18 protein-coding genes are annotated in these 26521 nt (G+C 72.8%); all 18 read right to left on the bottom strand.

What is annotated here, in order from left to right; all coding sequences use genetic code 11:
- Window positions 1-19: 19 nt before the first annotated feature.
- Complete coding sequence (locus ACIBPC_RS02555; RefSeq protein WP_398840745.1) at window positions 20-2764, bottom strand: CDP-glycerol glycerophosphotransferase family protein; 2745 nt, start codon at window positions 2762-2764, stop codon at window positions 20-22.
- 48 nt (window positions 2765-2812) lie between these two features.
- Window positions 2813-4864, bottom strand: a complete 2052-nt coding sequence (locus ACIBPC_RS02550; RefSeq protein WP_398840743.1) for a hypothetical protein — start codon at window positions 4862-4864, stop codon at window positions 2813-2815.
- Window positions 4865-4869: 5 nt separating this feature from the next.
- On the bottom strand, window positions 4870-6381 hold the full coding sequence (locus ACIBPC_RS02545) for a bifunctional cytidylyltransferase/SDR family oxidoreductase (protein WP_362955526.1): 1512 nt from the start codon (window positions 6379-6381) through the stop codon (window positions 4870-4872).
- A 343-nt stretch (window positions 6382-6724) separates the two neighbouring features.
- Complete coding sequence (obgE, locus tag ACIBPC_RS02540; RefSeq protein ID WP_362955523.1) at window positions 6725-8167, bottom strand: GTPase ObgE; 1443 nt, start codon at window positions 8165-8167, stop codon at window positions 6725-6727.
- A gap of 129 nt (window positions 8168-8296) precedes the next feature.
- On the bottom strand, window positions 8297-8557 hold the full coding sequence (gene rpmA / locus ACIBPC_RS02535; protein WP_362955520.1) for a 50S ribosomal protein L27: 261 nt from the start codon (window positions 8555-8557) through the stop codon (window positions 8297-8299).
- A gap of 14 nt (window positions 8558-8571) precedes the next feature.
- Entirely contained in the window at window positions 8572-8895 is a 324-nt protein-coding gene (gene rplU / locus ACIBPC_RS02530) for a 50S ribosomal protein L21 (RefSeq protein WP_129840469.1), read from the bottom strand.
- A 228-nt stretch (window positions 8896-9123) separates the two neighbouring features.
- Window positions 9124-13332 carry a ribonuclease E/G gene (locus ACIBPC_RS02525; RefSeq protein ID WP_398840741.1) on the bottom strand — a complete coding sequence of 1403 codons (4209 nt, stop codon included), beginning with the start codon at window positions 13330-13332 and terminating at the stop codon, window positions 9124-9126.
- Between the two features lie 197 nt (window positions 13333-13529).
- Complete coding sequence (locus ACIBPC_RS02520; protein WP_398840739.1) at window positions 13530-14300, bottom strand: TIGR03936 family radical SAM-associated protein; 771 nt, start codon at window positions 14298-14300, stop codon at window positions 13530-13532.
- Between the two features lie 158 nt (window positions 14301-14458).
- Window positions 14459-15040, bottom strand: coding sequence for a GNAT family N-acetyltransferase (locus ACIBPC_RS02515; RefSeq protein WP_398840737.1), 582 nt, complete (start codon window positions 15038-15040; stop codon window positions 14459-14461).
- Entirely contained in the window at window positions 15040-16962 is a 1923-nt protein-coding gene (locus ACIBPC_RS02510) for a TIGR03960 family B12-binding radical SAM protein (RefSeq protein WP_362955508.1), read from the bottom strand. Before ACIBPC_RS02510 ends, ACIBPC_RS02515 begins: the two co-directional genes overlap by 1 nt.
- Before the next feature lie 111 nt (window positions 16963-17073).
- Window positions 17074-18264 (bottom strand): rod shape-determining protein RodA, encoded by a 1191-nt coding sequence (gene rodA, locus ACIBPC_RS02505; protein ID WP_398840735.1) that lies wholly within the window; start codon window positions 18262-18264, stop codon window positions 17074-17076.
- 43 nt (window positions 18265-18307) lie between these two features.
- Window positions 18308-20641, bottom strand: a complete 2334-nt coding sequence (mrdA, locus tag ACIBPC_RS02500; RefSeq protein WP_398840734.1) for a penicillin-binding protein 2 — start codon at window positions 20639-20641, stop codon at window positions 18308-18310.
- On the bottom strand, window positions 20638-21348 hold the full coding sequence (gene mreD, locus ACIBPC_RS02495; protein ID WP_398840732.1) for a rod shape-determining protein MreD: 711 nt from the start codon (window positions 21346-21348) through the stop codon (window positions 20638-20640). Before mreD ends, mrdA begins: the two co-directional genes overlap by 4 nt.
- Window positions 21349-21351: 3 nt before the next feature.
- Entirely contained in the window at window positions 21352-22482 is a 1131-nt protein-coding gene (gene mreC, locus ACIBPC_RS02490) for a rod shape-determining protein MreC (protein ID WP_398840731.1), read from the bottom strand.
- Window positions 22483-22644: 162 nt separating this feature from the next.
- The gene (locus ACIBPC_RS02485; RefSeq protein ID WP_052851024.1) at window positions 22645-23664 is read right to left on the bottom strand and encodes a rod shape-determining protein; all 1020 of its coding nucleotides are present in this window, start codon (window positions 23662-23664) and stop codon (window positions 22645-22647) included.
- A 351-nt stretch (window positions 23665-24015) separates the two neighbouring features.
- The gene (gene ndk, locus ACIBPC_RS02480) at window positions 24016-24429 is read right to left on the bottom strand and encodes a nucleoside-diphosphate kinase (RefSeq protein WP_362955494.1); all 414 of its coding nucleotides are present in this window, start codon (window positions 24427-24429) and stop codon (window positions 24016-24018) included.
- A gap of 127 nt (window positions 24430-24556) precedes the next feature.
- Entirely contained in the window at window positions 24557-24898 is a 342-nt protein-coding gene (locus tag ACIBPC_RS02475) for a DUF4233 domain-containing protein (RefSeq protein WP_362955491.1), read from the bottom strand.
- Entirely contained in the window at window positions 24898-26427 is a 1530-nt protein-coding gene (locus ACIBPC_RS02470; RefSeq protein WP_398840728.1) for a bifunctional folylpolyglutamate synthase/dihydrofolate synthase, read from the bottom strand. Before ACIBPC_RS02470 ends, ACIBPC_RS02475 begins: the two co-directional genes overlap by 1 nt.
- Window positions 26428-26521 lie beyond the last annotated feature (94 nt).

Here is a 26521-nt window from a genome sequence, read left to right as displayed (position 1 = left end):
CCACGCGAGGCGTCAGGCGTCAGGGCCTCTGCTCGCCCAGCTCCAGCATCCGGTCCACGACCCGGGCCGTCGCCAGCCCGTCCGACGGCTCGCAGAAGTCCTTCACGAACGCCGCGTACTTGTCGGCGTACGTCCGCTTCACACCCTCCACATTGCGGATCGCGTGGATCAGCTCCGCCGACGTCTTGATCAGCGGCCCGGGCGCCTTCGCCGTGAAGTCGAAGTAGAAGCCCCGCAGCGTGTCCCGGTAGTGCTCCAGGTCGTACGTGAAGAACAGCATCGGCCGCCCGGAGTGCGCGTAGTCGAACAGCACCGACGAGTAGTCCGTGATCAGCACGTCCGTGATCAGGTACAGCTCGGCGATGTCCGGGTACGCCGACACGTCGTAGACGAAGCCCTGCCCCGCGCCCGGGATGGCGTCCAGGATCTTCGGGTGCTTGCGGAACAGGAAGACGTGGTCGTCGCCCAGCGACTCGGCCGCCGCCGTCAGGTCCACCTGCAGGTCGAGCTTGAACTTCGACTGCGTGTGCCGCTGGTCGTCGCGCCACGTCGGCGCGTACAGCACGACCTTCTTGCCGTCCGGGATGCCCAGGGTGGCGCGTACGCGCTGCGCGATCTTCTCCCGGTCGGGCCGGTGGAAGATGTCGTTGCGCGGGTAGCCCGCCTCCAGGATCTCGCCCTCGCAGCGGAACGCGTTCCGCATGATCGGGGTGGTGAACGCGTTGGGGGACACGACGAAGTCGAACTGCCGGAAGCGGTGCGGAAGGCTCGCGATGTACTGGAGGTTCGCGCGCGGCGTGCCCAGCAGGTCGGCGCCGATCTTCTTCAGCGGCGTGCCATGCCACGTCTGGACGACGACCTGGCCCTCGCGCCGCTCGTACCAGTCGCCGAGGCCCACGTTCGTGATGACGTACCGGCTGCGCGCCAGCGCCTCGTACCACTCGCGGCTGTGCCACTCCAGCGGGCGGACGCCCGGCGGCAGGTCCACCTGCTGGTCGGCGACCGACCACAGGTGCTCCACCTCGACGCCGCGCCGCACCAGTTCCTCGTACACCGCGCGCGGCGAGTCCGAGAACTGCTTGCCGCCGAAGCTGTTGTAGAAGACCGTGTCGGTCAGCGGCTCCCGCTTGAACTGCGGCGTCAGCACCTCGCGCAGCTGCCGCTGCTGGAACGCGCCCCGCTCGTCCGCCGACAGGACCGGGCCGGAGCCGAGGAAGATGCGGTCGAAGTAGCGCCGGTTCACCGCGTAGGAGCGGCCCCCGGTGCGGGACTTCAGCGGCAGCGTGTCGATCAGGTCGGCGCGCAGCTTGACGGGGACGTCCTGCCCGTTGCCCCAGGCGTCCTTGTCGCGCAGCGAGAAGTACCAGCGCCCGGCGCGCAGCGGCAGGATGGCGTCGTACAGCGCCATGCGGTCGGGCGTGATCCGCGCGCTGAAGCGGCTCTGCGACTCCGACCACGTCAGCGGCAGCACGTGCTCCTCGAAGCGCTCGCCGTGCCGCAGGACGAACCGCATCCGCTCGCCGGGGCCGGTGTACGAGCCCTCGATCAGCAGCTCGTTCTTCGCGACCCACTCCAGGCGGTCCACGACGGCCTGCCGCGCGCGGTCGTGCAGCTTCAGCAGCCCGGGGCCGTCGGTCGTGACGGCGATCTCCCGGCCGCCGGGACGCAGGTAGCGGCCCGGCAGGAAGCCCTCGACGACGGTGGCGCGGCGCGACGAGCCGTCGGCGAACTCGATGTGCGTCAGGAAGTCGTACGTCTTGCGCTCGCCCTCCGCGCCCACCGACAGGTCGGCGAACGGGATCTCGGCGCTGTAGCGGTGCCAGCGCGCGTCGCTCCCGGCGGCCGGGGTCAGCGGGTACTCGACGCCGCCCTTCTGGCCCTTGCGGACGACGCGCAGCTTCGTCGCGTGCTTGGCGGAGACGGGCGCCCGCAGGCCGAGCCGCAGGGCGTCGGCCGTGGCGGTCTGGTCGACGACCTCCGCCTCGGGTATGTCGACGGTGACCTGGAACTTGTCCTCGGCGAAACCGGCGATGAGCCGGGCGCCGTCGCCCAGGTGGTGCGCCTGGGAGTGCCCGGCCGAGCCGACGTCGACGCGCTCCACCTTGCCCGGCACGTAGCCGCCCGGCCGGGGCAGCGCGAGCGTCAGGCCCCACGTCCCGGCCTTCCACTTGCCGCGCACCTTGAGCTTCGCCGGGTCGATGGTGATCTCGAAACCGGCGTCGTCGTAGGTGTGCAGCGCCTGCTTGGAGTCGCGCGTGGCGCGCTTCGACTCCTCGGCGCGGTAGCGCACCGGCACGCGGCGCCCGCCCGGGGCGCGCAGCCACGCCAGCCGGGGCATCGGCCCGGTGCCGCCGCCCGGCAGGTTGACCACGAAGGCGTAGCCGCGCAGGACGAGCTTGCCGTCCTGCCACAGCACCTCGGTGGCCTTGGCGCGCACCGGCATCTCGCGCAGCCGCAGCCGGCCCACGGACGCGGGCAGCGCGCCCGAGTCCACGCCGGGGACGGCGACGTACGGGCGCAGGCGGCCCCGGACGGGGAGCGCGTTCGGGTTGACCCGCTCGAAGGCGATGACCGCCAGCAGGTCGTCCAGGCGGCGCTCGCCGGCCAGGTGCCACTTGATGCGCGCGAGCGGCGGCAGCTTGCGGACCTTCGCCCCGTCCGCCGATCCGAGGAACTCCGCGACGGCGGAGAAGAACGCGGCGCGCTCCCCCTCGTCCGCCTCGGGCAGGAACCGGAGCTGTCGCTTCAGCTCCTCGGGGATCACGTCTTCAGGCTTCGCTACCACGTCACTCAGTGCCTTTACTTCCGCTTCCTACGGGGCCGGGACCACGGTGGTGGCATCGGCGGTGCCCGCCTCGCCGAGGGCCCGGTTGCGCGCCTCGGCCCGCGCGGCGAGCGCCTTGACCGCCGCGTTGAACCGCTCCAGGGAGGACGGCTCGTCGGGTCCGAGCAGGTACCGCTTGAGCTCGGCGCGGTCCTGGGCGAGGGGGTCGGCGCCCGGCAGCGTCACGGCGTCGATCAGCTCGCCGAGGCGCGCCGCGTCGTTGCCGAGGATCACGGCGGCGCGGACGGCCGTGTTCTGCCGCTTGAACTCCTCCTCGCCGATCTCGGCCGAGTCGGTCACGGCGTACGGCTTGCCGCTGGCGATCCAGTCGGAGACGACGCTGGAGATGTCCGAGACGAGCGCGTCCGACTCGTTGAAGCAGTCGAACAGCAGCGGCTCGGGGCCGGTGATGACCCGGTGCTCCCACCAGCCCTGCGAGCGCCAGTACACGTCGTTCCACTCGCGGGCGGCGTACTGCTCGACGACGGCCCGGTCCGCCGGGGTCATCGCGTCGCGCGAGACGGACGCGTCGTCCCACAGCCCGGTGACGGCCGCGGCGGGCCGTGCCTCGCGCAGCCGCTTGAGCTGCGCCTGCGCCGCGGCGCGGTCGGCGGCGGTGCGGCGCGCCTCCTCGGCCCAGCGCGGGTCGGCGGCGCGTTCGGCGGCGGCCTGCTCGACCATGGCGGCGATCCGCTGGTGGACGACGCCCGCGGCGCGGTTGCGCGTGCCGGTGAACGGGTGCGGCTTGTAGAGCACCCGGACGGGGCGCTCCGACGCCAGGAGGCGGCGGACGATGTTCTCGCCGGCGAGGAGCAGCGACGTGTTGCCCGGGTCGTCCGTCCAGCCCTCCCAGGTGGGGGCGTAGAGGATCGTCGGGATGCGGTCGGCGCGCGGCGTCGGCCCGGCCGGGCGGATGGGCGCCAGCTGCGGGCGGCCCACCTCGACGATGTCCTCGTCGCGGACGCCGACGTCGGCCAGCGCGTACCGGTCGCGCCCGGCGCGGCCCGCGCTCCACACCTCGTCGTACGCCTTGGAGTACGGGTTGATGCTGGCGATCTTGTCGCTGTCGCCGTGGCCGATGAAGACGTGCTTCATGGTCGGGACGCGCAGCAGGTGCAGGTTCTTGCCGACGTTGGCCGGGTAGAGGCCGACCCGCAGCATGGACAGGTCCATGTTCATCAGGTCCACGGCGCTCGGCACGCAGACGACGGGCACGCTCGTCGTGGCCAGCCGGGCGAGGATGGCGCGCTCGCGGAGGATCACGATCGGCCGGGCGTCGAGGCTCTCCATCGTCTCCAGCCACATGTTGGCCTGGTAGGCGGAGTCCTTCGAGCCGGAGAAGTACAGGGCGACCTCGGGCCGGTACGTGCGCAGCCACTCGTCGAACCACTCCATGGTCCGCTCGGGCGACGGCGGCAGTTTGCCCGCCCGGAAGAAGGGCAGCAGCACGGCCATGTACGCCACGACCAGCAGGATCGTCACGGCCATGCCGGCGTACCCGTACGCGGCGGTCCCGGTCGCGGCGACGGCGAGGAGGCCGACGAACGTGGGGACCTCGGTGTGCAGCACCTTCTCCACGGCCCGGTGCGTCAGCCAGCGCGGGGCGCCGTCGGGCACGGGCAGGGTGGTCAGGTCGATGTTGCGGGTGGCGATGGGCAGGCGGCGCTTGCGGCGCAGCATCATGACCAGCGCGGTGTGCGGGGCCTGGAGGCCGTAGAACACGAGGAAGCCGACGACGGCCGCGTAGAAGACCGTGTCCCCGGCGACCTCGGTGCGGGCCAGCAGCAGGACCAGCAGGAACTGCCGTATGAGGAAGCGGATGGTCAGGCCGAGCCTGGCCTTGCCCATCCGGACCAGCATGTAGCTGCCCCTGCGGTGCAGGTAGTGGTCGCCCAGGTACGAGACCGCGGCGGCGACGGCGAACGCGTAGCCGGACGGCAGCAGGGCGGTGACCAGCATCGCCGGGTAGCTCAGCACCGTGAGGAGCGTCGCCACGATCTCGGCGGTGGAGACCGCGCCGATGAGACGGCGCAGCAGCATGCCCGTCACGCCACCTCCCCGGAGGCGTCGGCGCTGAGGGCGGCGGCCAGGGCGCGTTCGAACGACCCGGCGTTGCTCGCGTCGGCGGTCGGGTCCTGCTGGCGGACGTCGATGACGTGCCCGGTCATCGCGGACAGCAGCACGTCCAGGGACGTGCGGGCGACGGCCTCGGAGGACAGCAGCGTCCCGGCGGGCTCCTTGCCGAACGCCTTGGTCCGCATCGGGGTGGCGGTCCGCTCGGGGTTGACGCAGTTGACGCGGATGCCGTCGCCGGCCCACTCGTCGGCCAGCGCCTGGGTGAGGTTCACCATGGCGGCCTTCGTGGACGAGTACAGGCTGTACTCGGCGCGGCCCCTGGTGTAGCTGCTGGAGGTGTAGAGCAGCAGCTGGCCGCGGGACTCGGCGAGGTACTTGTGCGCCTCGCGGGCGATGCGGACCGGCGCGAGGTAGTTGACCTTGAGGGCTTCCTCGATGGTCGCGTCGTCGGTCTCGGCGAGCTTCCCTATGCGCAGGACACCGGCGGTGTTCACGACGTAGTCGATGCGGCCGGTGTCGGCGTACGCCTTGGCGAGGGCCTCGGAGATGTCCTGGGGGTTCTCGACGTGCGTGCCGGTGGTGGAGCGGCCGAGGGCGTAGACGGTGGCGCCGTACCGCTCGGCGAGGTCGGCTATGTCCTTGCCTATGCCGTACGAGCCGCCGAAGACGACGACCGTGCGCCCGGCCAGCCGCTCGCGGTACGCGTCCTCGTCGGACTGCTGCGGCACCGCGGTCGAGGCGAGCTGGAAGAGCTTGTCGGCGATGAACACGTCGACGGGCTGGGTGACCTTCATGTTGAACTCGTCACCCGGCACGACGTGGATCGGCACGTCCGGCAGGTACTTCAGGACCACGGAGCAGTCGTCGGTCGCCTGGAAGTTCGGGTCGCCCGCGGCCACCTCGTACGCCCGGCGGATCGTGGACAGCCGGAACGCCTGCGGGGTCTGGCCGCGTCGCAGGCGCGAACGGTCGGGGACGTCGGTGATGAACTCGCCGTCCTCGCCGTGCGTGCGCGTCACGATGATGGTGTCGGCGGAGGGGATGGCGACGTCCACCGCCTGGTAGCGCTCCAGCGCCGTCACGCAGTCGCTGATCACGCGCTGCGACAGCAGGGGCCGCACGGCGTCGTGGAACAGGACGTGACGCTCCTCACCCTCGGCGAGGCCCTCGCTCAGCGCGGCGATCGCGACCTGCGTGGTCTCGTTCCGCGTCGCGCCGCCCTCGACGACCCGGCTGACCTTGGTGAGGCCGCTCTTCTCGACGATCCGCTCGACGTCCGGCACATACCCCGGGGCCATCAGCACGATCACGTCGTCGATCTCCGGGGCGTCCTCGAAGACGGCGAGGGTGTGCTCGATGACAGCCTTTCCCGCGATCTTGATCAGCTGCTTCGGTATGGAGAGACCCACTCGCTGGCCCGTACCACCGGCGAGCACGACCGCTGTGGTGTGGGGGGACGGTCCTTTGGGTTGGTTGGACAAGGCAGCTCCTGCCGGTATCAAGAAGTGTCGCCTACGCGAGGAGAAGGTTAACCCCCGTAGAAGCCTGACCCCTAAGTGAGATGAACCGTTGTCGGGGGTTATCGCTTTGTGACAGGGGCACGTTACACAGGGGTACTCCGCCGTTCACCGGGCGGCCGTCCCCGTTCCCTTACGGATGTCCGGGCAGCGCCGGATGATTCAGCGCGGGACGGGTCATTTCCGTCACACCACTCACAAAGGCGCGCATTTCTCCCTCCGGACACCGCGCTCCTGTCACGAACGCCGCCCGGTGTCCGCACAAGGCGGGCACCGGACCGGCACCGCGCGTCCCCGCGGCGCCCGTTCAGTCGAAGGGGTGGAATTCCTCGAATTCCCGCTGCGCGCTGTCGTTGCGCCGCGCCTCCCGGTCCCGGCGGCGCTGCGCGGCGGGCCGCGTCTCGGCGATGCGGTGATCCTCGCCACGCCTGCCGAGCATCTCCGCGCCCCCGGTGACGGACGGCTCGAAGTCGAAGACGACCGCGTCGTCGTCGCTCCCGATCGCCACGCCGTCGCCCTCCCTGGCGCCGGCCTTGACGAGTTCCGCCTCGACACCGAGGCGGTTCAGCCGGTCCCCGAGGTAACCGACCGCCTCGTCGTTGCTGAAATCGGTCTGCCGCACCCAGCGCTCCGGCTTCTCGCCGCGCACCCGGAAGAATCCCTCGTCGTCCCGCGTCACGGTGAAGCCCGCGTCATTGACGGCGCGCGGCCTGATCACGATCCGCGTCGGCGCCTCGGCGGGCACCGCGGCCCGCGCTTCCGCGACGAGTTCGGCGAGCGCGAAGGAGAGTTCCCGCAGCCCTTTCCGGGACACCGCGGAAACCTCGAATACCGGCAGGCCGCGGGCCTGGAGTTCCGGCCTGACCATTTCCGCCAGATCCGCGCCGTCCGGGATATCCGTCTTGTTGAGCACCACGAGGCGCGGCCTGCCGTCGAGGCCGCCGTACTGGGCCAGCTCGCGCTCGATCACGTCGAGGTCGGAGAGCGGGTCGCGCTCCGACTCCAGGGTCGCGCAGTCCAGGACGTGCACGAGGACCGAGCAGCGCTCCACGTGCCGGAGGAAGTCGAGCCCGAGGCCCTTGCCCTCGCTCGCGCCGGGGATGAGCCCCGGGACGTCGGCGACGGTGTAGACGGTCGTGCCCGCCGTGACGACGCCGAGGTTCGGCACCAGCGTCGTGAACGGGTAGTCCGCGATCTTCGGGCGGGCGGCGGACAGCACGGAGATCAGCGACGACTTGCCCGCGCTCGGGAAGCCGACCAGCGCGACGTCCGCGACCGTCTTCAGTTCGAGGACGATCTCCCGCTCCTCGCCCGGCTCGCCGAGCAGCGCGAAGCCGGGGGCCTTGCGGCGCGGCGAGGCGAGCGCCGCGTTCCCCAGGCCGCCGCGGCCGCCCTGTCCTGCGACGAACGTGGTCCCCTCGCCCACCAGGTCGGCCAGCACCTCGCCGGACGTGTCGAGCACCACCGTGCCGTCGGGGACGGGCAGGACGAGGTCCTGGCCGTGGGCGCCCGTACGGTTCCCGCCGCCGCCCGGCTTGCCGTTGGTGGCCTTCCGGTAGGGGCGGTGGTGGTATTCGAGCAGCGTGGTGACGTCGCGGTCCACGACGAGGGTGACGCTGCCGCCGCGCCCGCCGTCGCCGCCGTCCGGGCCGCCGAGCGGCTTGAACTTCTCCCGGTGCACGGAGGCACAGCCGTGGCCCCCGTTACCCGCGACGACATGCAGCTCGACGCGGTCCACGAAGGTGGTCATGGTGTGCCTCCCGGCAGGTTCTGGCGTGTGCTTCAGGGCTGGGTCGGGGGCGGGCCCCAACGGGCAAGGGCGGACCCGCCTCCCCGGCCGGGGAGGCGATCCGCCCTCGGGTGTACGCGCTGCCGGTCGTTACGCGGCGGCAGCCGGCACGATGTTGATGACCCTGCGGTCACGGTACGTGCCGAACTCGACGGTGCCCGCCTGCAGGGCGAACAGCGTGTCGTCCTTGCCACGGCCGACACCCTTGCCGGGGTGGAAGTGCGTGCCGCGCTGACGGATCAGGATCTCGCCGGCGTTCACCAGCTGCCCGCCGAAGCGCTTCACACCGAGGTACTGGGGGTTGGAGTCGCGCCCGTTCCGGGTGGACGAGGCGCCCTTCTTGTGTGCCATCTCGCGTCAGTCCCTTACTTCGCGGCCGGGGCGGGGATCTCGGTGATCTTCAGCTGGGTCTGCAGCTGGCGGTGACCCATCCGCCGGCGGTAGCCGGTCTTGTTCTTGAACTTCTGAATCCGGATCTTCTCGCCCTTGGTGTGGTCGAGGACCTCGGCCGTGACCTTGACGCCCGCCAGGACCCACGGGTCGCTGGTCACGGTGTCGCCGTCCACGACGAGCAGGGTGGAGAGCTCGACGGTGTCGCCGACCTCGTTCCCGGCCAGACGGTCGGTTTCGATGACATCGCCGACAGCAACCTTCTGCTGACGGCCGCCGGTGCGCACGATCGCGTACACGCGGAACTCTCTCTCGCTCGATTCGGTCCCCTGACGCCAGCAGCGGGCGGACCCGGCCTCTCCCGCACGCGGCCCGCTGCCGGGCCCGCGCCTGACGCGGGAGGAAGATGCTCAGGGGTGTGACGTGCCAGGTGACACGCCGACCGCCAAGGATACGGAGACGCCGGTGGGACGGTCAAATCACCCGTCCCACCGGCGTCCACGGCCGTACGGCCGCGCGTTACCCCGTCACTCGTCGGTCGAGGCGGAGACCGAGGGCGGCGGGGTCGCCTCGGCGGCGGTGGCCTTGGCCGACTTCTTCGCCGCCGACTTGGCCGCCGTCTTCTTGGTGGTGGTGGCCTTCTTGGCGGCCGCCTTCTTCGTGGTGGCCTTCTTGGCCGCCGTCTTCTTGGTGGCGGTCTTCTTGGCCGTCGCCTTCTTCGCCGTCTTCCTGGCCGGGGCGGGCGCCTCGGCGGCCTCCGCCTCGGAGCCCTCGGGGGCCTCAGGCGCCTCCGGGCTCTCCGCTGTCTTCGACGCCCCGGACGGGACGACGGTCACCACGGCCTCCGTGGCGCCCTCGGGGGACCCGGCGGGGGCCGAGGCACGGCGTACGGCACGCCGCCTCGGCTTGGCCTCGACCGGCTCCGCGGGCGCGGCGGATTCAGCGGCCTCGGCCGCGGCGGGCTGCGCCTCGGACGGGGCCGCCGCGACGACCAGCACCTCCGGCTCCTGCGTGGCCCGGGGCGATCCGGCGGGCACCGACACCTTGCGGCGGCTCCCGCGCCGGGGCGCGGGCTCGGGCTCCGGGGCGGCCTCGGGCGCGGCCGGGGCCTCCTCCCGCGGCTCGGGGGCGGCCTCCTCGGCCACCGCCGGCACGACCACCTCGGCCTCGGCCCCGGCGTCCTCGCCGGTCTGCGGCGGCCCGGCGGGCGCGCCGACCTTCCGGGTGGCACGGCGACGGCGGCGCGGCGCGCGCTCGCCCTCCCCGGCGCCCGGCTCAGGCGCGGCGGCCTCCGCCGCCTCCGCCTCGGCGGTGACGGTCAGGTCCGCGATGTCGGCCAGCCCGAGCGGCCCGGTCTCCTCGACGGGCTCCGCCTGCTCGGCCTGGTCGGTGTGCTCGACATGCTCGGTGTGCTCGACGTGCTCGGCACCGCCCTTGCCGCGCTTGCGGTTCTTCCGCCCACCGCCACCGCCGCCACCGGAGGTGTGCGCGTGGTCCATGTGGACGATGACGCCCCGCCCGTTGCAGTGCACGCACGGCTCGGAGAACGACTCCAGCAGCCCCTGCCCGACCCGCTTCCGCGTCATCTGCACGAGGCCGAGCGACGTGACCTCGGCCACCTGGTGCTTGGTGCGGTCACGGCCGAGGCATTCGAGCAGCCTGCGCAGGACCAGGTCGCGGTTGGACTCCAGCACCATGTCGATGAAGTCGATCACGATGATGCCGCCGAGGTCGCGCAGCCGCAGCTGCCGGACGATCTCCTCGGCCGCCTCCAGGTTGTTCCTGGTGACGGTCTCCTCCAGGTTGCCGCCCTGGCCGGTGAAGCGCCCGGTGTTGACGTCCACGACGACCATCGCCTCGGTGCGGTCGATGACCAGCGAACCGCCGCTCGGCAGCCACACCTTCCGGTCGAGCGCCTTCATCAGCTGCTCGTCGATCCGGTAGGTCGCGAAGACGTCCACGTCCGACGTCCACCGCTGGAGGCGGTCCCCCAGGTCGGGGGCGACGCGCGACACGTAGTCGCTGATGGTGCTCCACGCGTCGTCGCCGCTGACGATGACCTTCGAGAAGTCCTCGTTGAAGATGTCGCGGACGACGCGGACGGTCATGTCGGGCTCGCCGTACAGGAGCGTCGGCGCGTTGCCCTTCTTCGCCTTCTTCTGGATCTCCTCCCACTGCGCCTGGAGGCGCTCGACGTCACGCGTCAGCTCGTCCTCGGTCGCGCCCTCGGCCGCCGTGCGCACGATGACGCCCGCGTTCTCGGGGACGATCCGCTTGAGGATCTGCTTCAGCCGCGCCCGCTCGGTGTCCGGCAGCTTGCGGCTGATGCCGGTCATCGAGCCCTCGGGGACGTAGACCAGGTAGCGGCCCGGCAGCGAGATCTGGCTCGTCAGCCGGGCGCCCTTGTGGCCGATCGGGTCCTTGGTCACCTGGACGAGGACCGGCTGGCCGGACTTGAGCGCGGACTCGATGCGGCGCGGGCCGTGCCCGAGGCCGAGCGCCTCGAAGTTGACCTCGCCCGCGTACAGGACCGCGTTGCGGCCCTTGCCGATGTCGACGAACGCCGCCTCCATGGAGGGCAGGACGTTCTGCACCTTGCCGAGGTAGACGTTGCCGACGTAGCTGGCGGACTGCTCCTTGTTGACGAAGTGCTCGACGAGGACGTTGTCCTCCAGCACGCCGATCTGGGTGCGCTCGCCGCTCTGCCGGACGACCATCACGCGCTCGACCGACTCCCGGCGCGCCAGGAACTCGGCCTCGGTGATGATCGGCGCACGGCGCCTGCCCTGCTCGCGCCCCTCGCGGCGGCGTTGCTTCTTCGCCTCCAGGCGGGTCGAGCCCTTGATGGACTGCACGCCGTCCGCGCTCTCGGTCGCGCCGTCGCGCTTGCGGCGCGGCTCGCGGACCTTGATCACGGTGCGCTCCGGGTCGTCCCCCGAGTCCTGGGAACCGCTGTCGCCCTCGGCGTCGCCCTCGCCGCTGCGGCGACGGCGGCGGCGCCTGCGGCGCGAGCCGCCCGCGCCCTCGTCGGCGTCCGTCTCGTCGGCGCCCGCCTCGTCACCGCGGGCGGTGTCGGCGGTGTCGGCGGCGGGCTCGGCCCCGGCGTGCTCGTCCTCGTCCTCGTCGCCGTCCGCCTCGGCGGCGGCACCGGCGACCTCGGCGGCGCGCTCGGCGGTCTCGCCGCGGCGCCGCCTGCGGCCACCGCGGCGGCGGCGGCGCGCGGGCCGGTCGTGGCCCTCGTCCTCGTCGTACTCACCGGCGGCGGCGTCGGGGGCGGACTGCTCGTCGGCCTCGGCCACCGGCGCGGCCTCCTCCGTCTCCTCCGGCTCGTCGTCGATCTCGGGGGCCTGGAACGGGTACCGGTCGTCGCGCTCGTCGTCCGCGCGGCGGCGCCCGGCGGCGGCCTCCTCGGCGGCGCGCTGCGGCGTCTGGAACATGGGGGCCTGGAACACCGGCGCGCGGAAGACGGCGGCGGGCGCCTGCGGTGCCTCCGCGGGGGCGGTCTCACGGGCCTGCTGCTCGGTGCGCGTCGCGCGGCGGCGACGGCGCGAGGGCGCGGCGGTCTCGTCCTGCGCGGCCGCCGGGGTCTCCTCCGGCCGGGCGGGTACGGCCTCGGGCTCGGCGGCCTTCGGCTCGGCGCTCCCGGGCTCGGCGGCCTCGGAGACGGCCACGGCCTCGGCGGCGTCGGGCGCCGAGGCGGCGCGCGTGGCGCGGCGACGGCGGCGCGGCGCGGCGGGTTCGGCCGTCTCGGACACGGTCGCGGCCGTCTCCTCGACCGGAGCCGGAGCGGGCGCCGACACCTCCTCGGCCACGGACTCGGGAGAGGTGGCCGCGCGCGTGGCGCGGCGGCGGCGCGGCGCCGGAGCGGCTGCGGGCTCGGCCTCCGGCTGGGGCTCGGGCGCGGCCTCCGCCTCGGCGGCGGGCTGCTCGGCGGGCGCGGCGGCCCGGGTGGCGCGACGGCGGCGGCGCGGCGCGGCGGGTTCGGCCGCTTCCTCCGCCGCGTCGGGCGCGCCGACGACCGGGTCCTCGACCGCCGCCGGCTCGGCGGCGGGCTCGGGGACGAGTTCCTCGGTGACAGCGGTGCCGTCGGCGGTGTCGGTGCCGTCGGCGGACTCCGGCCGCCCGGCCGGGGCCTCGGGCTCCACCGGGGCCTTGGGCGCGGCGGCGGCCCTGGTCGTACGGCGGCGGCGCGGCGCGGGGGCGGGCTCGGGAGCCGCCTCCTCGGAGACGGCGACCGCCTCGGCGGCGAGCGCGCTCCCGGTCTCCTCGGGCGCCGAGGCGGCACGCGTGGCGCGGCGACGGCGGCGCGGCGCGGCCGGTTCTGCCGTCTCGGACACGGTCGCCGCCGTCTCCTCCACCGGAGCCGGGGTGGACACGGCCGCGGCCGGGGACTCGGGGGAGGCCGCCGCACGTGTGGCGCGGCGGCGGCGCGGCGCCGGAGCGGCTGCGGGCTCGGCCTCCGGCTGGGGTTGCTGCTGCTCAGGGGCGGCTTCCGCCTCGGCGGCGGGCTGCCCGGCGGGCGTGTCACCGGTGCCGGTGACGCGCGTCACGTCCGGCGCGGACGCCGCGCGGGTCGCACGGCGGCGGCGGCGCGGCGGCAGGGTGTCGCTGGGGCTCGTGTCCCCCGCGGCGGTGCCGGGGTCGTCGGTCGGTCGGTTGTCGGAGCTGGGGACGCTGGTGGTGCTGTCGATGCGTTCAGCGCCGTCCGCTTCCGCGGACTCGTTGGGCTCGTGCATGCGGGCGGTTCTCCCGTCACGCTCCCGGGCGCCTCACCGGTGACGGCGGGCGCCGCTCGGGAGCTGTCGTGTAGCTCGCCGGTTCCAGACCGTTGCGGTATGGCTACGGCGAAAGTCTCCTGGTCGGTGCGTCGCCCGGAACTGCGGGGCCCGAGTGGCTCCCTGGCACCTAGCGGTTCGGCGGCGCGGCAACGGCATCACTGTCCGGCGGTGCCCGGCGCCGCCGCGGCCTGCTGTCCGGCGGCCGTGGAAGAGGCGGCCAGGGCAGCGTCGCGGTCGGGCGCGAACGGGTCGGTCACCGTGCCGGTCTCCTCATCGAGCGGCCCCTGCGCCAGCCTGGTCACCGCAGCGGGGACCGGCGGCGCCAGGTCGGCCGTAGCGCGGAGACCGGACAGGACGTCGTCAGGTCGTACGGCAGGTGTGAGGTGCCGTACTACCAGGCGCAGTATCGCACAAGGGCGGCCGTCGAGCCCATCGGACCCGGCTTCGAGGGACACCACGGCCGTGCGCGCGTCGAACGTGCGCAGCCCTTTCTTGGTCTCCCGCCGCACCTCGACGGTCTCCGCGGCGAGGAACGACGCGACCGCCGCGCGGGCGTCCGCCGGGTCCACGCCGTCGAGCCGCAGCTCCCAGCGGGAGGCCGCCAGCTGGTCGGCGAAGTCGGGCGTACGCGCCTCCACGGCCTCCACGATGTCGAGCCCGTCGGGCAGCGACGTGTCGAGGTCGGCCATCAGCTCGGCCGGGTCGCGGCGCTCGCTGAGGGCGATCTCCAGGTACTCCGCCTCGCTCGCGGTGCCGGTGGGCGCCGCGTTCGCGTAGGAGACCCGGGGGTGCGGGGTGAAGCCCGCCGAGTAGGCCATCGGCACCGCGGCGCGGCGCAGCGCCCGTTCGAAGGCGCGCTGGAAGTCGCGGTGGCTGGTGAATCGCAGGCGGCCCCGCTTGGTGTAGCGCAGTCGGATGCGCTGCACCGCGGGTGCGGGCGGCGGGCCTACGGGCTGTCGCTTGCCCAGTGGTTCTCAGTCCCTCGTACGTGCTGTCTCGTGCCGGTCGGGCTCTCGTGCTGTCATGCTCTCGTGCTGTCGTGCGGCGGTCACCGGGCGGGGGTGAGCCGTTGCCTGTCTCCAGGTTACGTGCCCGCGGTGGCGATCCAGTAGCGGAGCTTCTCGGCCCTGCGGTCCTCCAGGACGCCGCCGCACGCCTCGATGGCCTTGCGGGAGCCCGTGTTGTCCCAGTCGCAGGTCACCAGCACCGGGTCGAAGCCGAGTCGGTGGGCGACGGGCAGCGAGGCGCGGAGCATCGCCGTGGCGTGCCCGCACCGCCGCGCGGACGGCCGCACGTCGTAGCCGATGATGCCGCCCCACTCCAGCAGGCGCGGCGTCATCCGGTGCCGGATGGACAGCCGGCCGAGGAACGTGTCACCCGCCGTCCACCACAGCACCGTGGACGGTACGTGGCCGACCGGCCGCGGCGTGTCGTCCGCCGCGTCGGCCCGGGTGAGGCGCACGTACTCGGCGAAGACCGCCGGGTCGGCCCAGCGGTCGCCGAAGGCGGCCATGTCCCGGCCGAGCATGGAGTTGTCGTCGGGCAGCCCGCGCCCCTCGGCGCGGAACTCGCGGACGGCCGCGAGGAACGACGCGTGGACCCCCGTCGCGGGGGCGGTCAGCGCCGCGTCCCCCGGCCCAGGTCCCGGCTGTGGCGCGCCCGCCATCACTTCACCGTCAGCGGCAGCAGCTTCTTGCCGGTCGGGCCGATCTGGATCTCGGTGTTCATCTGCGGGCAGACGCCGCAGTCGAAGCACGGGGTCCAGCGGCAGTCCTCGACCTCGGTCTCGTCGAGCGCGTCCTGCCAGTCCTCCCACAGCCAGTCCTTGTCGAGCCCGGAGTCGAGGTGGTCCCAGGGCAGGACCTCCTCGTAGCCGCGCTCGCGCGTCGTGTACCAGTCGACGTCCACGCCGGCCGGCGGCAGGGCGCGCGCGGCGGCGTCCATCCACAGGTCGTAGGAGAAGTACTCGCGCCAGCCGTCGAAGCGCCCGCCCGCCTCGTACACCGCCCGGATCACGGCGCCCACGCGCCGGTCGCCGCGCGAGAGCAGGCCCTCGACCACGCCGGGCTTGCCGTCGTGGTAGCGGAAGCCGATGGAGCGGCCGTAGCGCTTGTCGCCGCGGATGCGGTCGCGCAGCTTCGCGAGGCGCGCGTCGGTCTCCTCGGCGGACAGCTGCGGCGCCCACTGGAACGGGGTGTGCGGCTTGGGCACGAAGCCGCCGATGGAGACGGTGCAGCGGATGTCGTTGGCGCCGGTGACCTCGCGGCCCTTGGCGATGACCTTGACGGCCATGTCGGCGATCTGGAGGACGTCCTCGTCGGTCTCGGTGGGCAGGCCGCACATGAAGTACAGCTTCACCTGCCGCCAGCCGTTGCCGTAGGCGGTGGCGACCGTGCGGATCAGGTCCTCCTCGGAGACCATCTTGTTGATGACCTTCCGGATGCGCTCGCTGCCGCCCTCGGGGGCGAACGTGAGTCCTGAGCGGCGGCCGTTGCGCGTCAGCTCGTTGGCCAGGTCGATGTTGAACGCGTCCACGCGGGTGGACGGCAGCGACAGACCGATCTTGTCCGCCGCGTACCGGTCGGCGAGGCCGCCTGCGATGTCGGCGATCTCGCTGTGGTCGGCCGAGGAGAGCGACAGCAGGCCGACCTCCTCGAAGCCGGTGGCGGCGAGGCCGCGCTCGACCATCTCGCCGACGCCGGTGATGGACCGCTCGCGCACCGGCCGCGTGATCATGCCCGCCTGGCAGAAGCGGCAGCCACGGGTGCAGCCGCGGAAGATCTCGACCGACATCCGCTCGTGCACGGTCTCGGCGAGCGGCACGAGGGGCTGCTTCGGGTACGGCCACTCGTCCAGGTCCATGACGGTGTGCTTGGACACGCGCCACGGCACGCCGGAACGGTTCGGCACGACGCGGCCGATCCGCCCGTCCGGCAGGTACTCGACGTCGTAGAAGCCCGGCACGTACACGCCGCCGGTGCGCGCGAGGCGCAGCAGCAGCCCGGGCCTGCCGTCCGGCCTGCCCTCGGCCTTCCAGGCGCGCACGATCTCGCTGATGTCCAGCACGGCCTGCTCGCCGTCGCCGATGACCGCGCAGTCGATGAACTCGGCGATCGGCTCCGGGTTGAACGCGGCGTGCCCGCCCGCGACGACGACCGGGTGGTCCTCGGTGCGGTCGGCCGCGGCGAGCGGGACGCCGGACAGGTCGAGCGCGGTGAGGAGGTTGGTGTAGCCCAGCTCGGTGGAGAACGAGACGCCCAGCAGGTCGAACGCGCCGACGGGCCGGTGCCCGTCCACCGTGAACTGGGGGACCCGGTGCTCGCGCATCAGCGCCTCCAGGTCGGGCCACACGCTGTAGGTGCGCTCGGCGAGGACGCCCTCGCGCTCGTTCAGCACCTCGTAGAGGATCATGACGCCCTGGTTGGGCAGCCCGACCTCGTACGCGTCGGGGTACATCAGCGCCCAGCGGACGTCGCAGGAGTCCCAGTCCTTGACGGTGGAGTTCAGCTCACCGCCGACGTACTGGATGGGCTTCTGCACGTGCGGGAGCAGGGCCTCCAGGCGCGGGAAGACCGACTCGACAGGCATACGGGCGCCTTTCACCATCGGGGCGTACTGCGCGGGCGGCGTGCCCGCGACCGGCTCGGCCACTCAGCGTACCGGCATCGCGCGCGCGGCCCGTCCGGCGGTGGGAGCGCCTCAGAACGACAGGGGCCGTTTCATGCGGACCGACTGGAGCAGCCCGATGGCGATCCACACGGCGAACATGGCGGTGCCGCCGTACGACAGGAACGGCAGCGGGATGCCCGCGACCGGCATGATGCCGAGCGCCATCCCGATGTTCTCGAAGCACTGGAACGCCAGCCATGCCACGATCCCGGCGGCGATGATGGTGCTGTACAGGTCGGTGGACTCGCGGGCGATGCGCAGCGCGCGCCACAGGAGGACGCCGATCAGCAGGATGATGCCGCCCGCCCCGACGAAGCCCAGTTCCTCGCCCGCGACGGTGAAGATGAAGTCGGTGTGCTGCTCGGGGACGAACTGGCCCGTCGTCTGCGTGCCGTTGAACAGTCCGCTGCCGTGCAGTTGGCCGGAACCTATGGCGATCCTGGCCTGGTTGGTGTTGTAGCCGACGCCGGACGGGTCGCGCGACGGGTCGGCGAAGGCGGCGAAGCGGTCGATCTGGTAGCTGTCGAGGAGGCCGAGCACCCAGACGAGGACGGCCGCCGCGATCCCGGCGGCGATGAGGCCGAGCGACCACTTCAGGGGCGATCCGGAGGCCAGCAGGATGCCGAGGACGATGACGCTGAGCACCATGGCCATGCCCATGTCGTCCACGACGACGACGGCCAGCGGGATCGCGGCCAGCCCGAGCGCCTGGAGTATCGCCTTGGTGCCGGGGAACTCGCGGTCGCCCGCGTCCACCTGGTCGGCCAGGATGACGGCGAGCCCCAGGACGACGGCGACCTTCGCGAACTCGCCGGGCTGGAGCGTGTAGCCGCCGATGGACAGCCAGGCGCGCTGCCCGTTGATCTCGGTGCCGAGAGGGCTGAAGACGAGGAGCATCGCGCCGAGCGAGAGCGCGAAGAAGACGGGGACGAAGCTGCGCAGCCGCTGGTGCCCGAGCCACATGACGCCGATGGCCAGGGCCACGCCTATCGCGAGGTTGATCGCCTGGCGTATGAGGAAGAACTCGGGGTCGCCGCCGGTTATCCCGGTCCTGTTGCGGGTCGCCGAGTAGATCAGCACGATCCCCAGGCCGGACAGGGCGAGCGCGGCGAGCAGCAGCACCCAGTCGATCCGGCGGACCAGGGAGTCGCGGGCGGCGAGTCTGCGCCACGCGCTCTTGGGCGGGGCGAGCCGGGCGATGGTCAGGTTACGCGTGCTCACCGGTGGTGCCTCGTCAGCCTGGGGGTCGGGGGGCTTGTCGTGGTCAGGCGGTGTCGTCGGGCGGTCCGCCGCCGGGATCGCCGCCCGGTTCCTCACCCGGTTCCGCGCCGGGGTCGGGTCCCGGGTCGCCGTCGGGATCGCCGCCGGTGTCGGTGCCGGGATCGGTCCCCGGGCCGTCCCCCGGATCGCCGCCGGGATCACCGCCCGGGTCGCCGGTGTCGCCCGTGTCGGCGCCGCCGGGGCCGTCCCCGTCGCGCTCGCCCCGGTCGGCCCGCTCGTCGTCGCCGCGGTCGGGGACGATCGTGCCGTTCTCGTCGATCCGCGGCAGGTCGCGGTGCGGCTCCGGCAGCAGCGCCCTGTCCTCGTCCACCGAGCCGCCGCTCACCCCGTAGATGGCCTCCCAGATGTGCCGCACGGCGTCACCGGACGCGCCGGAGCCCGTACCGGCCTGGGAGATCGTCATGACGACGGTGTAGTCGTCCGAGTACGTCGCGAGCCACGACGTCGTCTGCTGGTCGCCGGACGCCTCGGCCGTACCGGTCTTGCCGTGCAGCGGGATCTCGCCCTGCGGCCAGCCGCCGAACTTCCACGCCGCGCTGCCCGTCGTGATGACGCTCTCGGTGGCGTCCCGCAGGTTGCCGAGCGTCTGCTCGTCCACCGGGAGGCTGCCGTTCTCCACCGGCTCGAACTCGTCGCGCACCGTGCCGTCCGGGCCGATCACGGCGCGGCCGACCTGCGGCTGGTAGAGCGTGCCGCCGTTGCCGAGCGCCGCGTAGACGGTGGCCAGCTGGATCGGCGTGACGAGCACGTCGCCCTGCCCGATGGAGAAGTTGAGCATGTCACCGGCGCGCATCGTCATGCCCTCGGTGCAGTTCTCGCGGGCGATGCGGGCCGCGTAGTCGTCGCGGTCGGACTCGGCGATCTCGCACCAGTCGTCCTTGTTGGCCTCCCAGTAGTCGCGCTTCCACTGGCGGTCGGGGATGCGGCCCGCCGCCTCGTCGGGGAGGTCGACGCCGGTGCGCTCGCCGAGCCCGAAGTCGTGCGCGGTGCGGAAGAGCCAGTCGTCCGGGTCGTCCACCGGGTCGTTGCCGCCGTCGGCCTGCCACTCGCGGTGGGCGATGCCGTAGAAGACGGTGTTGCAGGAGACCTCGATGGCGCGGCCGAGGGAGATCGGGCCGTACGAGGACGACTCGAAGTTGCGGAACGTCTGGCCGCCGATGTCGTACGAGGACGAGCAGTCGTAGCTGCCGTTCCAGTCGTACCCGGCGCGGACGGCGGCCGTCGAGGTGACGACCTTGAACGTCGATCCCGGCGGCCCCTGGCCCATGATCGCCCGGTTGAGCAGCGGGTATTCGGAGTCCTCGTCCGTCAGCGCGGCGTAGTCGTCGCTGGAGATGCCGCCGACCCAGACGTTCGGGTCGTAGTCGGGCGCGGACGCCATGGCGACGACGCGGCCGGTCGCGTTCTCCAGGACGACGGCCGACCCGGCCTCCGCCTCGTAGTTGCGGCCCGAGATGTCGTCGTGCTGCGAGCGCGCGACCTGCATGGCCTGCGCGAGTTCCTGCTCGACGACGGCCTGGACGCGGGTGTCGATGGTGGTCACGAGGGAGTCGCCCGCGCGGGCGGCCTCGCTCTCGGACTGGCCGAGCACCCGGCCGAACTTGTCCACCTCGTACCGCGTCACACCGGCCTGGCCGCGCAGGTACTCGTCGTAGGACCGCTCAAGACCCGCGCGGCCGATCTGGTCGGAGCGCAGCAGCGGGTTGTCGGTGTCCTCGGAGTCGGCGACCTCGTCGTCGGTGACGGGCGAGAGGTAGCCGAGGACCTGCGCCGAGTTGGCGCCGTCCGGGGAGGGGTAGCGGCGTACGGCGGTGGGCTCGGCGCTGATGCCGGGGAAGTCCTCGGTGCGCTCGCGGATCTGGAGCGCCTGCCGCGTCGTGGCCTCGTCGGTGATCGGGATCGGCTGGTACGGAGAACCGTTCCAGCAGGGCTGCGGCGTCTCCGCGTCGCACAGCCGCACGCGGTTGGCGACCTCGTCGGCGGGCAGGCCGAGGAGTTCGGCGACGTCGGCGAGGACCCGTTCCCCGTCGTCGGGCAGCTTGCTCAGCTCGGTGCGGTCGGCGGAGACGACGAGCCGCGTCTCGTTGTCCGCGATCGGCACGCCGCGCGCGTCCAGGATCGCGCCGCGCACGGCGGGCTGGATGACCTGCTGCACGTGGTTGCCCGCCGCCTGGGCGGCGAACTCGTCGCCCTGCCTGATCTGCAGGTACCACAGGCGCCCGCCGAGCGTCAGCAGCAGGGAGAAGACCAGTATCTGGATGACGACCAGGCGGATGGTGATGCGCGAGGTCCGCCCGGTCTCCGGGATGTTCGTCACAGGCGCTTGACCCCCTTGATGCGGCCGGCGCGGTTGCGCGCGGAGCGGCTGAGCAGCGAGGACCGCTGCTTCCCGGCGAGACGGGTCGCCTTCCCGTAGCGGCTGCGGCGCGGCGCGCGGGTACGGAGCCCGGTGCCGGAGCGGCCGAGCCAGCTGACCGGCGCGTCCCCGGCGCCGCCGGAGCCGCCGTCCCCGGCGAGCGGGTCGTTCTCCGTGCGGCGGGCCATGGCCATCACCAGCGGGACGACGAACGGGGCGAGCAGCAGGTCGTAGAGCGTGGCGCTGACCAGCAGGCCGGTCAGCCCGACGTCACGGGCGGCCGAGTCGCCCACCAGCGCGCCGACGCCCGCGTAGAGCAGCGTCGAGGAGGCGGCGCCCGCGGCGACCACGAGCATCGGCACGGTGGCCGACCTGTGCTGGCCGCCCTCGGGCTTGGTGAGCCCGGCCGCGTAGCCGATGACGCACAGGACCAGCGCGTAACGGCCCACCGCGTGGTCGGCGGGCGGCGCGAGGTCGGCGAGCAGCCCGGCCGCGAAGCCGACGAGGCAGCCGCCCACGTGGCCGTAGACCAAGGCGAGGCCGAGGACGGTCAGGAGCAGCAGGTCGGGGACGGCGCCCGGCAGGCCGAGCCGCGCGAGGACGCTGACCTGGACGACGAGCGCCACGGTCACGAGGAGGATCGTGAGGAGGGTGCGTGCTACGCGCATCGGTCACTCCACGTCGGCTGGGTCGGCGGGGGCAGCTGGGTCGGCGGGATCGGCGGGTGGACCCGCGCCGGGGCCGCCGGGCTGCTCCCCCTCGGCGGCGACGTCGCCGTCCTGGCCGCCCTCGCCCGGCGCCTCGGGCTCCCGGGTGCCGTCCTCCACGCCGCCGGGGCCGTCCTCGTTCCCGGTGTTCCCGGTGTTGCCGGTGTCCTCGTCGCGCTCGCGGGCGCCGCGGTCGGCCCGCTCGTCCTCGTCGCGGCCCTCGTCCCGGTCCTCGGGACGCGGCGGGAGGACGGAGTCGCGCGGGTTGTCGCGCGGCGGCTCGACGACGACGCCCACCAGGTCGAGCTGGGTGAACGAGACGTACGGCCGCACGCGCACCGTCCTCGTCAGGTCGCCCGCCGTGCGGTCCACGCTGACGACCTCGCCGACCGGGACGCCCGGCACGAACGGCCGGTTGTCGTCCGAGCCGAAGGTGACCATGCGGTCCCCCTCCGCCACGCGGGCCTGCTGGTTGAGGAGCTGGACCTCCAGCTCGTTGTCCCCGCGGCCGGTGGCGAAGCCGAGTTCCTCGCTGTCCTCCAGGCGCGTGCCGACGGTGAAGCCGGGGTCGTTGGCGAGCAGCACGGTCGCGGTGCCGGAGCCGACGGTGGTGACGCGGCCGACGAGCCCGTCGCCGTTGAGGACCGTCATGTCGCGGGTGATGCCGTCCTCGGTGCCCGCGTCGATGGTGACGGTCCAGGAGAAGCCCTGGGCGGCGCCGATCGCGATGACCTGCGCGGCGACGACGCCGTACTGGCCCGCCCCGGCGGTCTGCAGCATGTCGTCCAGTTGCTCTATCCGCGAATCGCGGTGCGCGTCGGAGCCGAGCTGCTGGCGCAGCTCCGCGTTCTCCCGCTCCAGCTCGCTGATCCGGTCGTGCCGGTCACCGGACTCGCGGACGGCCGCGATGGCGTTGGCCACCGGATCAACGGCACCCGCGACGCCCTCCTCGACCGGGCCGAACAGCGACGCCGCCGCCTGCCGCGGACCGTCCAGCGGAGAGTTGTCCCCGCCCCGGATATCCACCGAGATCAGCGCGAACGCGATGGATACCAACAGGACGAGAAGCAGCCGGCTCTCTCGGGTGTCCCTCACTGGCGGCGGCCGTGCCTTTCTCTACGGAATGTGTGGCGCGCAAGGAACGCGCCGGGCTGCAGGACGCTGAGGTGCTGCACGGGTCGGTGGGGTGGTCCGGTGATCCGCCGCGCGGGCGGATCACCCCGCACGCGGCGGACCGGCGCGCGGGGGCGCCGCGGATCACCGCCGGGGCTGGGCGTCCAGTACCTGCTGGAGCGCCTCGAACTCCTCGACGCACTTGCCGGAGCCCAGCGCGACCGAGTCGAGCGGGTCCTCGGCGATGTGGATCGGCATGCCGGTCTCCCGGCGCAGCCGCTCGTCCAGGCCGCGCAGCAGCGCGCCGCCGCCGGTGAGGACGATGCCGCGGTCCATGACGTCGCCCGACAGCTCGGGCGGGCACTTGTCGAGCGTGGTCTTGACCGCGTCCACGATGGCGTTGACCGGCTCCTCCATGGCCTTGCGGACCTCGGCGGAGGAGATGACCACCGTCTTCGGCAGGCCGCTGACGAGGTCGCGGCCGCGGATCTCGGTGTGCTCGTCGGCGTCGAGGTCGTAGGCCGAGCCGATCGTGATCTTGATGCTCTCGGCCGTGCGCTCACCGAGGAGGAGGCTGTACTCCTTCTTGATGTGCTGGATGATCGCGTTGTCCAGCTCGTCGCCCGCCACCCGGATCGACTGCGCGGTGACGATGCCGCCGAGGGAGATGACCGCGACCTCGGTGGTGCCGCCGCCGATGTCCACGACCATGTTGCCGGTGGCCTCGTGGACGGGGAGCCCCGAGCCGATCGCGGCGGCCATCGGCTCCTCGATGATGTGCACCTGGCGGGCACCGGCCTGGGTGGACGCCTCGATGACCGCGCGGCGCTCCACCCCGGTGATGCCGGAGGGCACGCAGACGACCACGCGCGGGCGCGCCAGATAACGGCGCTTGTGGATTTTGAGAATGAAGTAGCGGAGCATCCGCTCGGTGATCTCGAAGTCGGCGATGACGCCGTCCTTGAGGGGGCGGACCGCCACGATGTTGCCGGGCGTGCGGCCGATCATCTTCTTCGCCTCGGCACCCACCGCGAGAATGCCGCCGGTGTTGGTGTTGATGGCGACGACGGACGGCTCGTTGAGAACAATCCCGCGACCTCTGACGTACACCAGCGTGTTGGCCGTCCCGAGGTCGACTGCCATGTCACGGCCGATGAACGACATATTGTTCGCCATAGGGATACATCTGGCCTTCCAGCTGGAGCGATTTGTGCGGGGAGGTCGGCGGGGCTGCGATGAACGGAGCGCCAGGCGGGCCCTCTCCGCCCGGAGCGGAGGAGAGTCGCGGTGCTGCCATCGTAGCCACCGCCGGTCGGACACGGAGCGCCGGAGCGCCGCTCTCGCCATTGTCGGCGGAACCCGGCCCACCCTCCGTCATGGTGACGTCGTGTTCGGGTGAAGGGTTCCCTCGTTCGACTGTACATACCGGAATGGCGGACTGCTTTCAGGTGAACCGGGCGTGGCGCGCCGTTTCCGCTGACGGGACGTCAGGGACGTCCGTCCCGCTCATTCCGCTCAGTCGAGTCCGGGAAAGAAGATCTTCAACTCGCGCTCGGCCGAGTCCTCGGAATCCGAGGCGTGAATCAGATTCTCCCGCACGATCGTGCCGTAATCCCCCCGAATGGACCCGGGGGCGGCGGCGATCGGGTCGGTCGGACCGGCCAGCACCCGCAGGCCCTCGATCACCCGCTCGCCCTCCACGACCAGCGCGACGCTCGGGCCCGAGGACATGAACGCGATCAGCGGCTCGTAGAACGGGCGGCCGGCGTGCTCGGCGTAGTGCGTCTCCAGGGTGGCGCGGTCCAGCGTGCGCAGCTCCAGCGCGGTGATGGTCCACTCGGCCTTCCGCTCGATCCGGCCGAGTACCTCACCGACAAGTCCTCTGCGGACGGTGTCCGGCTTCAGCAGGACGAGGGTGCGCTGGCTCATGGACGCGGCTCCTGACGACAGGCCTGGCAACAGGGAGGACGGCGGGGGCAGCAAGATTACCCGGCAGGGGGACGCCGTTCCGCATCAGGGCCCGGCAGTTGGGCGTGCCGGGTCGCGGGGCGGCCCGTCAGGCCGCCGCCTCCTCGCGGGCGCGGGCCGCGCGTATCGCGTCGATGCGGCGGCCGTAGTGGACCGAGGCCCACCACAGGCCGGCGAACACGGCGCCGAGGAAGAACATCGCGGGCAGCGCGAAGCCGGCCGCGACCAGCCCGGCCTGGAGCAGCCAGCCGAGCTGGACCCCGCCCGGACGGGTGATCAGCGCGCACACCAGCAGGCACAGCACCATGGCGGTGCCGCTGACGGCCCACAGGGTGCCGGTCGCGACGTCGGACAGCTGCCCGATGGCGAGCGCGGCCAGCGCGATGACGATGAACTCCCCGACGAGCGTGCTGGCGCAGAGCGTCCGCATCAGCGATTCCTTCCCAGCAGCAGCCGGGCCTCGCCGACCGTGATGATCGAGCCGGTGACCAGCACCCCGGCCCCGGCGTACTCGTTCTCCTCCTCGGCGAGGGCGATCGCCGCCTCCAGCGCGTCGTCGAGCCGGGGCTCGACCTGCACGCGGTCCTCGCCGAAGACCTCCACCGCGATCGCGGCGAGCCGGTCGGGGTCGAGGGCGCGGTGGCTCGCGTTCCCGGTGACGACGACCTCGGTGAGGACCGGCTCGAAGGCTTCGAGCAGGCCGCGCACGTCCTTGCCCTCACTCGTCCCGATCACCCCGACGAGGCGGCTGAAGCCGAACGCCTCGGTGACGGCCGCGGCGGCCGCCTGGGCACCCGCCGGGTTGTGCGCCCCGTCGAGGATCACGGTGGGGCTGCTGCGCACCACTTCGAGGCGGCCGGGGGAGGTGACGGAGGCGAACGCCGTCCTGACGACGTCCGGGTCGAGCGTGCCCGCCTCCCGGCCCTCGCCGACGCCGAAGAACGCCTCGACCGCCGCGAGGGCGACCGCCGCGTTGTGCGCCATGTGCTCGCCGTAGAGGGGCAGGAAGACGTCCGGGTAGTCGCCGCCGACGCCGCGCAGCGTCAGCAGCTGCCCGCCGACCGCGATCTCGCGGGACAGCACGCCGAACTCCAGGCCCTCCCTGGCGACCGTGGCGTCCACCTCGACGGCCTTGCGCAGCACGACGGAGGCGGCCTCCACGGGCTGCTGGGCGAGGACCACGCGGGCGTCCGGCTTGATGATCCCGGACTTCTCCACGGCGATCTTCGCGGGGGTGTCGCCGAGCCGCTCGGTGTGGTCCAGGGAGATCGGCGTGAGGACCGCCACCTGGGCGTCCACGACGTTGGTCGCGTCCCAGGTGCCGCCCATGCCGACCTCGACCACGGCGACGTCCACCGGGGCGTCGGCGAAGGCGGCGTACGCCATGCCGGTCATCACCTCGAAGAACGACAGCCGGTAGTCCTGCCGCGCGTCGACCAGCTCGACGTACGGCTTGATGTCCTCGTACGCGGCGACGAAGCGCTCGGCGGGGATCGGGGCGCCGTCGAGGCTGATGCGCTCGGTGATCGACTGGACGTGCGGGCTGCTGTAGCGGCCGGTGCGCAGGTCGAAGGCGGTCAGCAGCGCCTCGATCATGCGGGCCGTGCTGGTCTTGCCGTTGGTGCCGGTGATGTGGATCGACGGGTAGGCGCGCTGCGGCTCGCCCAGGACGTCCATCAGGGCCTGGATGCGGACCACCGAGGGATCGAGCTTGGTCTCGGGCCAGCGCCCGGCCAGCTCCGCCTCGACCTCCCGCAGGGCGCGGTCCACCTCGGGATCGGCGGGCCGTCCGGGCAGGTCCTCGGCGCGCGGGGTGCCGGACTGGGCCCGCAGCGTGCGGCTGCCCGCCTCGATGACCGCGAGGTCCGGGTCGCGGTCGCTCTCCGCGGCCACGATGTCCTCGAACGGGTCGCCGCTCTCGTCCCGGGGACCACCGCCGCCGGTAGGACTGTCAGTCACTGCGTCATTCCGTTCGCTTCTCCGCCCGCACCCCCACCCCGCGCCCGGTCCGCCCGCCGGTGGCGGGGGGCCGGGCACGGAGTGTGCCGTTCAC

Source organism: Streptomyces sp. NPDC049879, from assembly GCF_044461265.1.
In the GTDB taxonomy this organism is placed as follows: Bacteria; Actinomycetota; Actinomycetes; order Streptomycetales; family Streptomycetaceae; genus Streptomyces.
The sequence above is the reverse complement of the archived record's forward strand: the minus strand, read 5'-3'. Positions and strand labels throughout refer to the sequence as shown.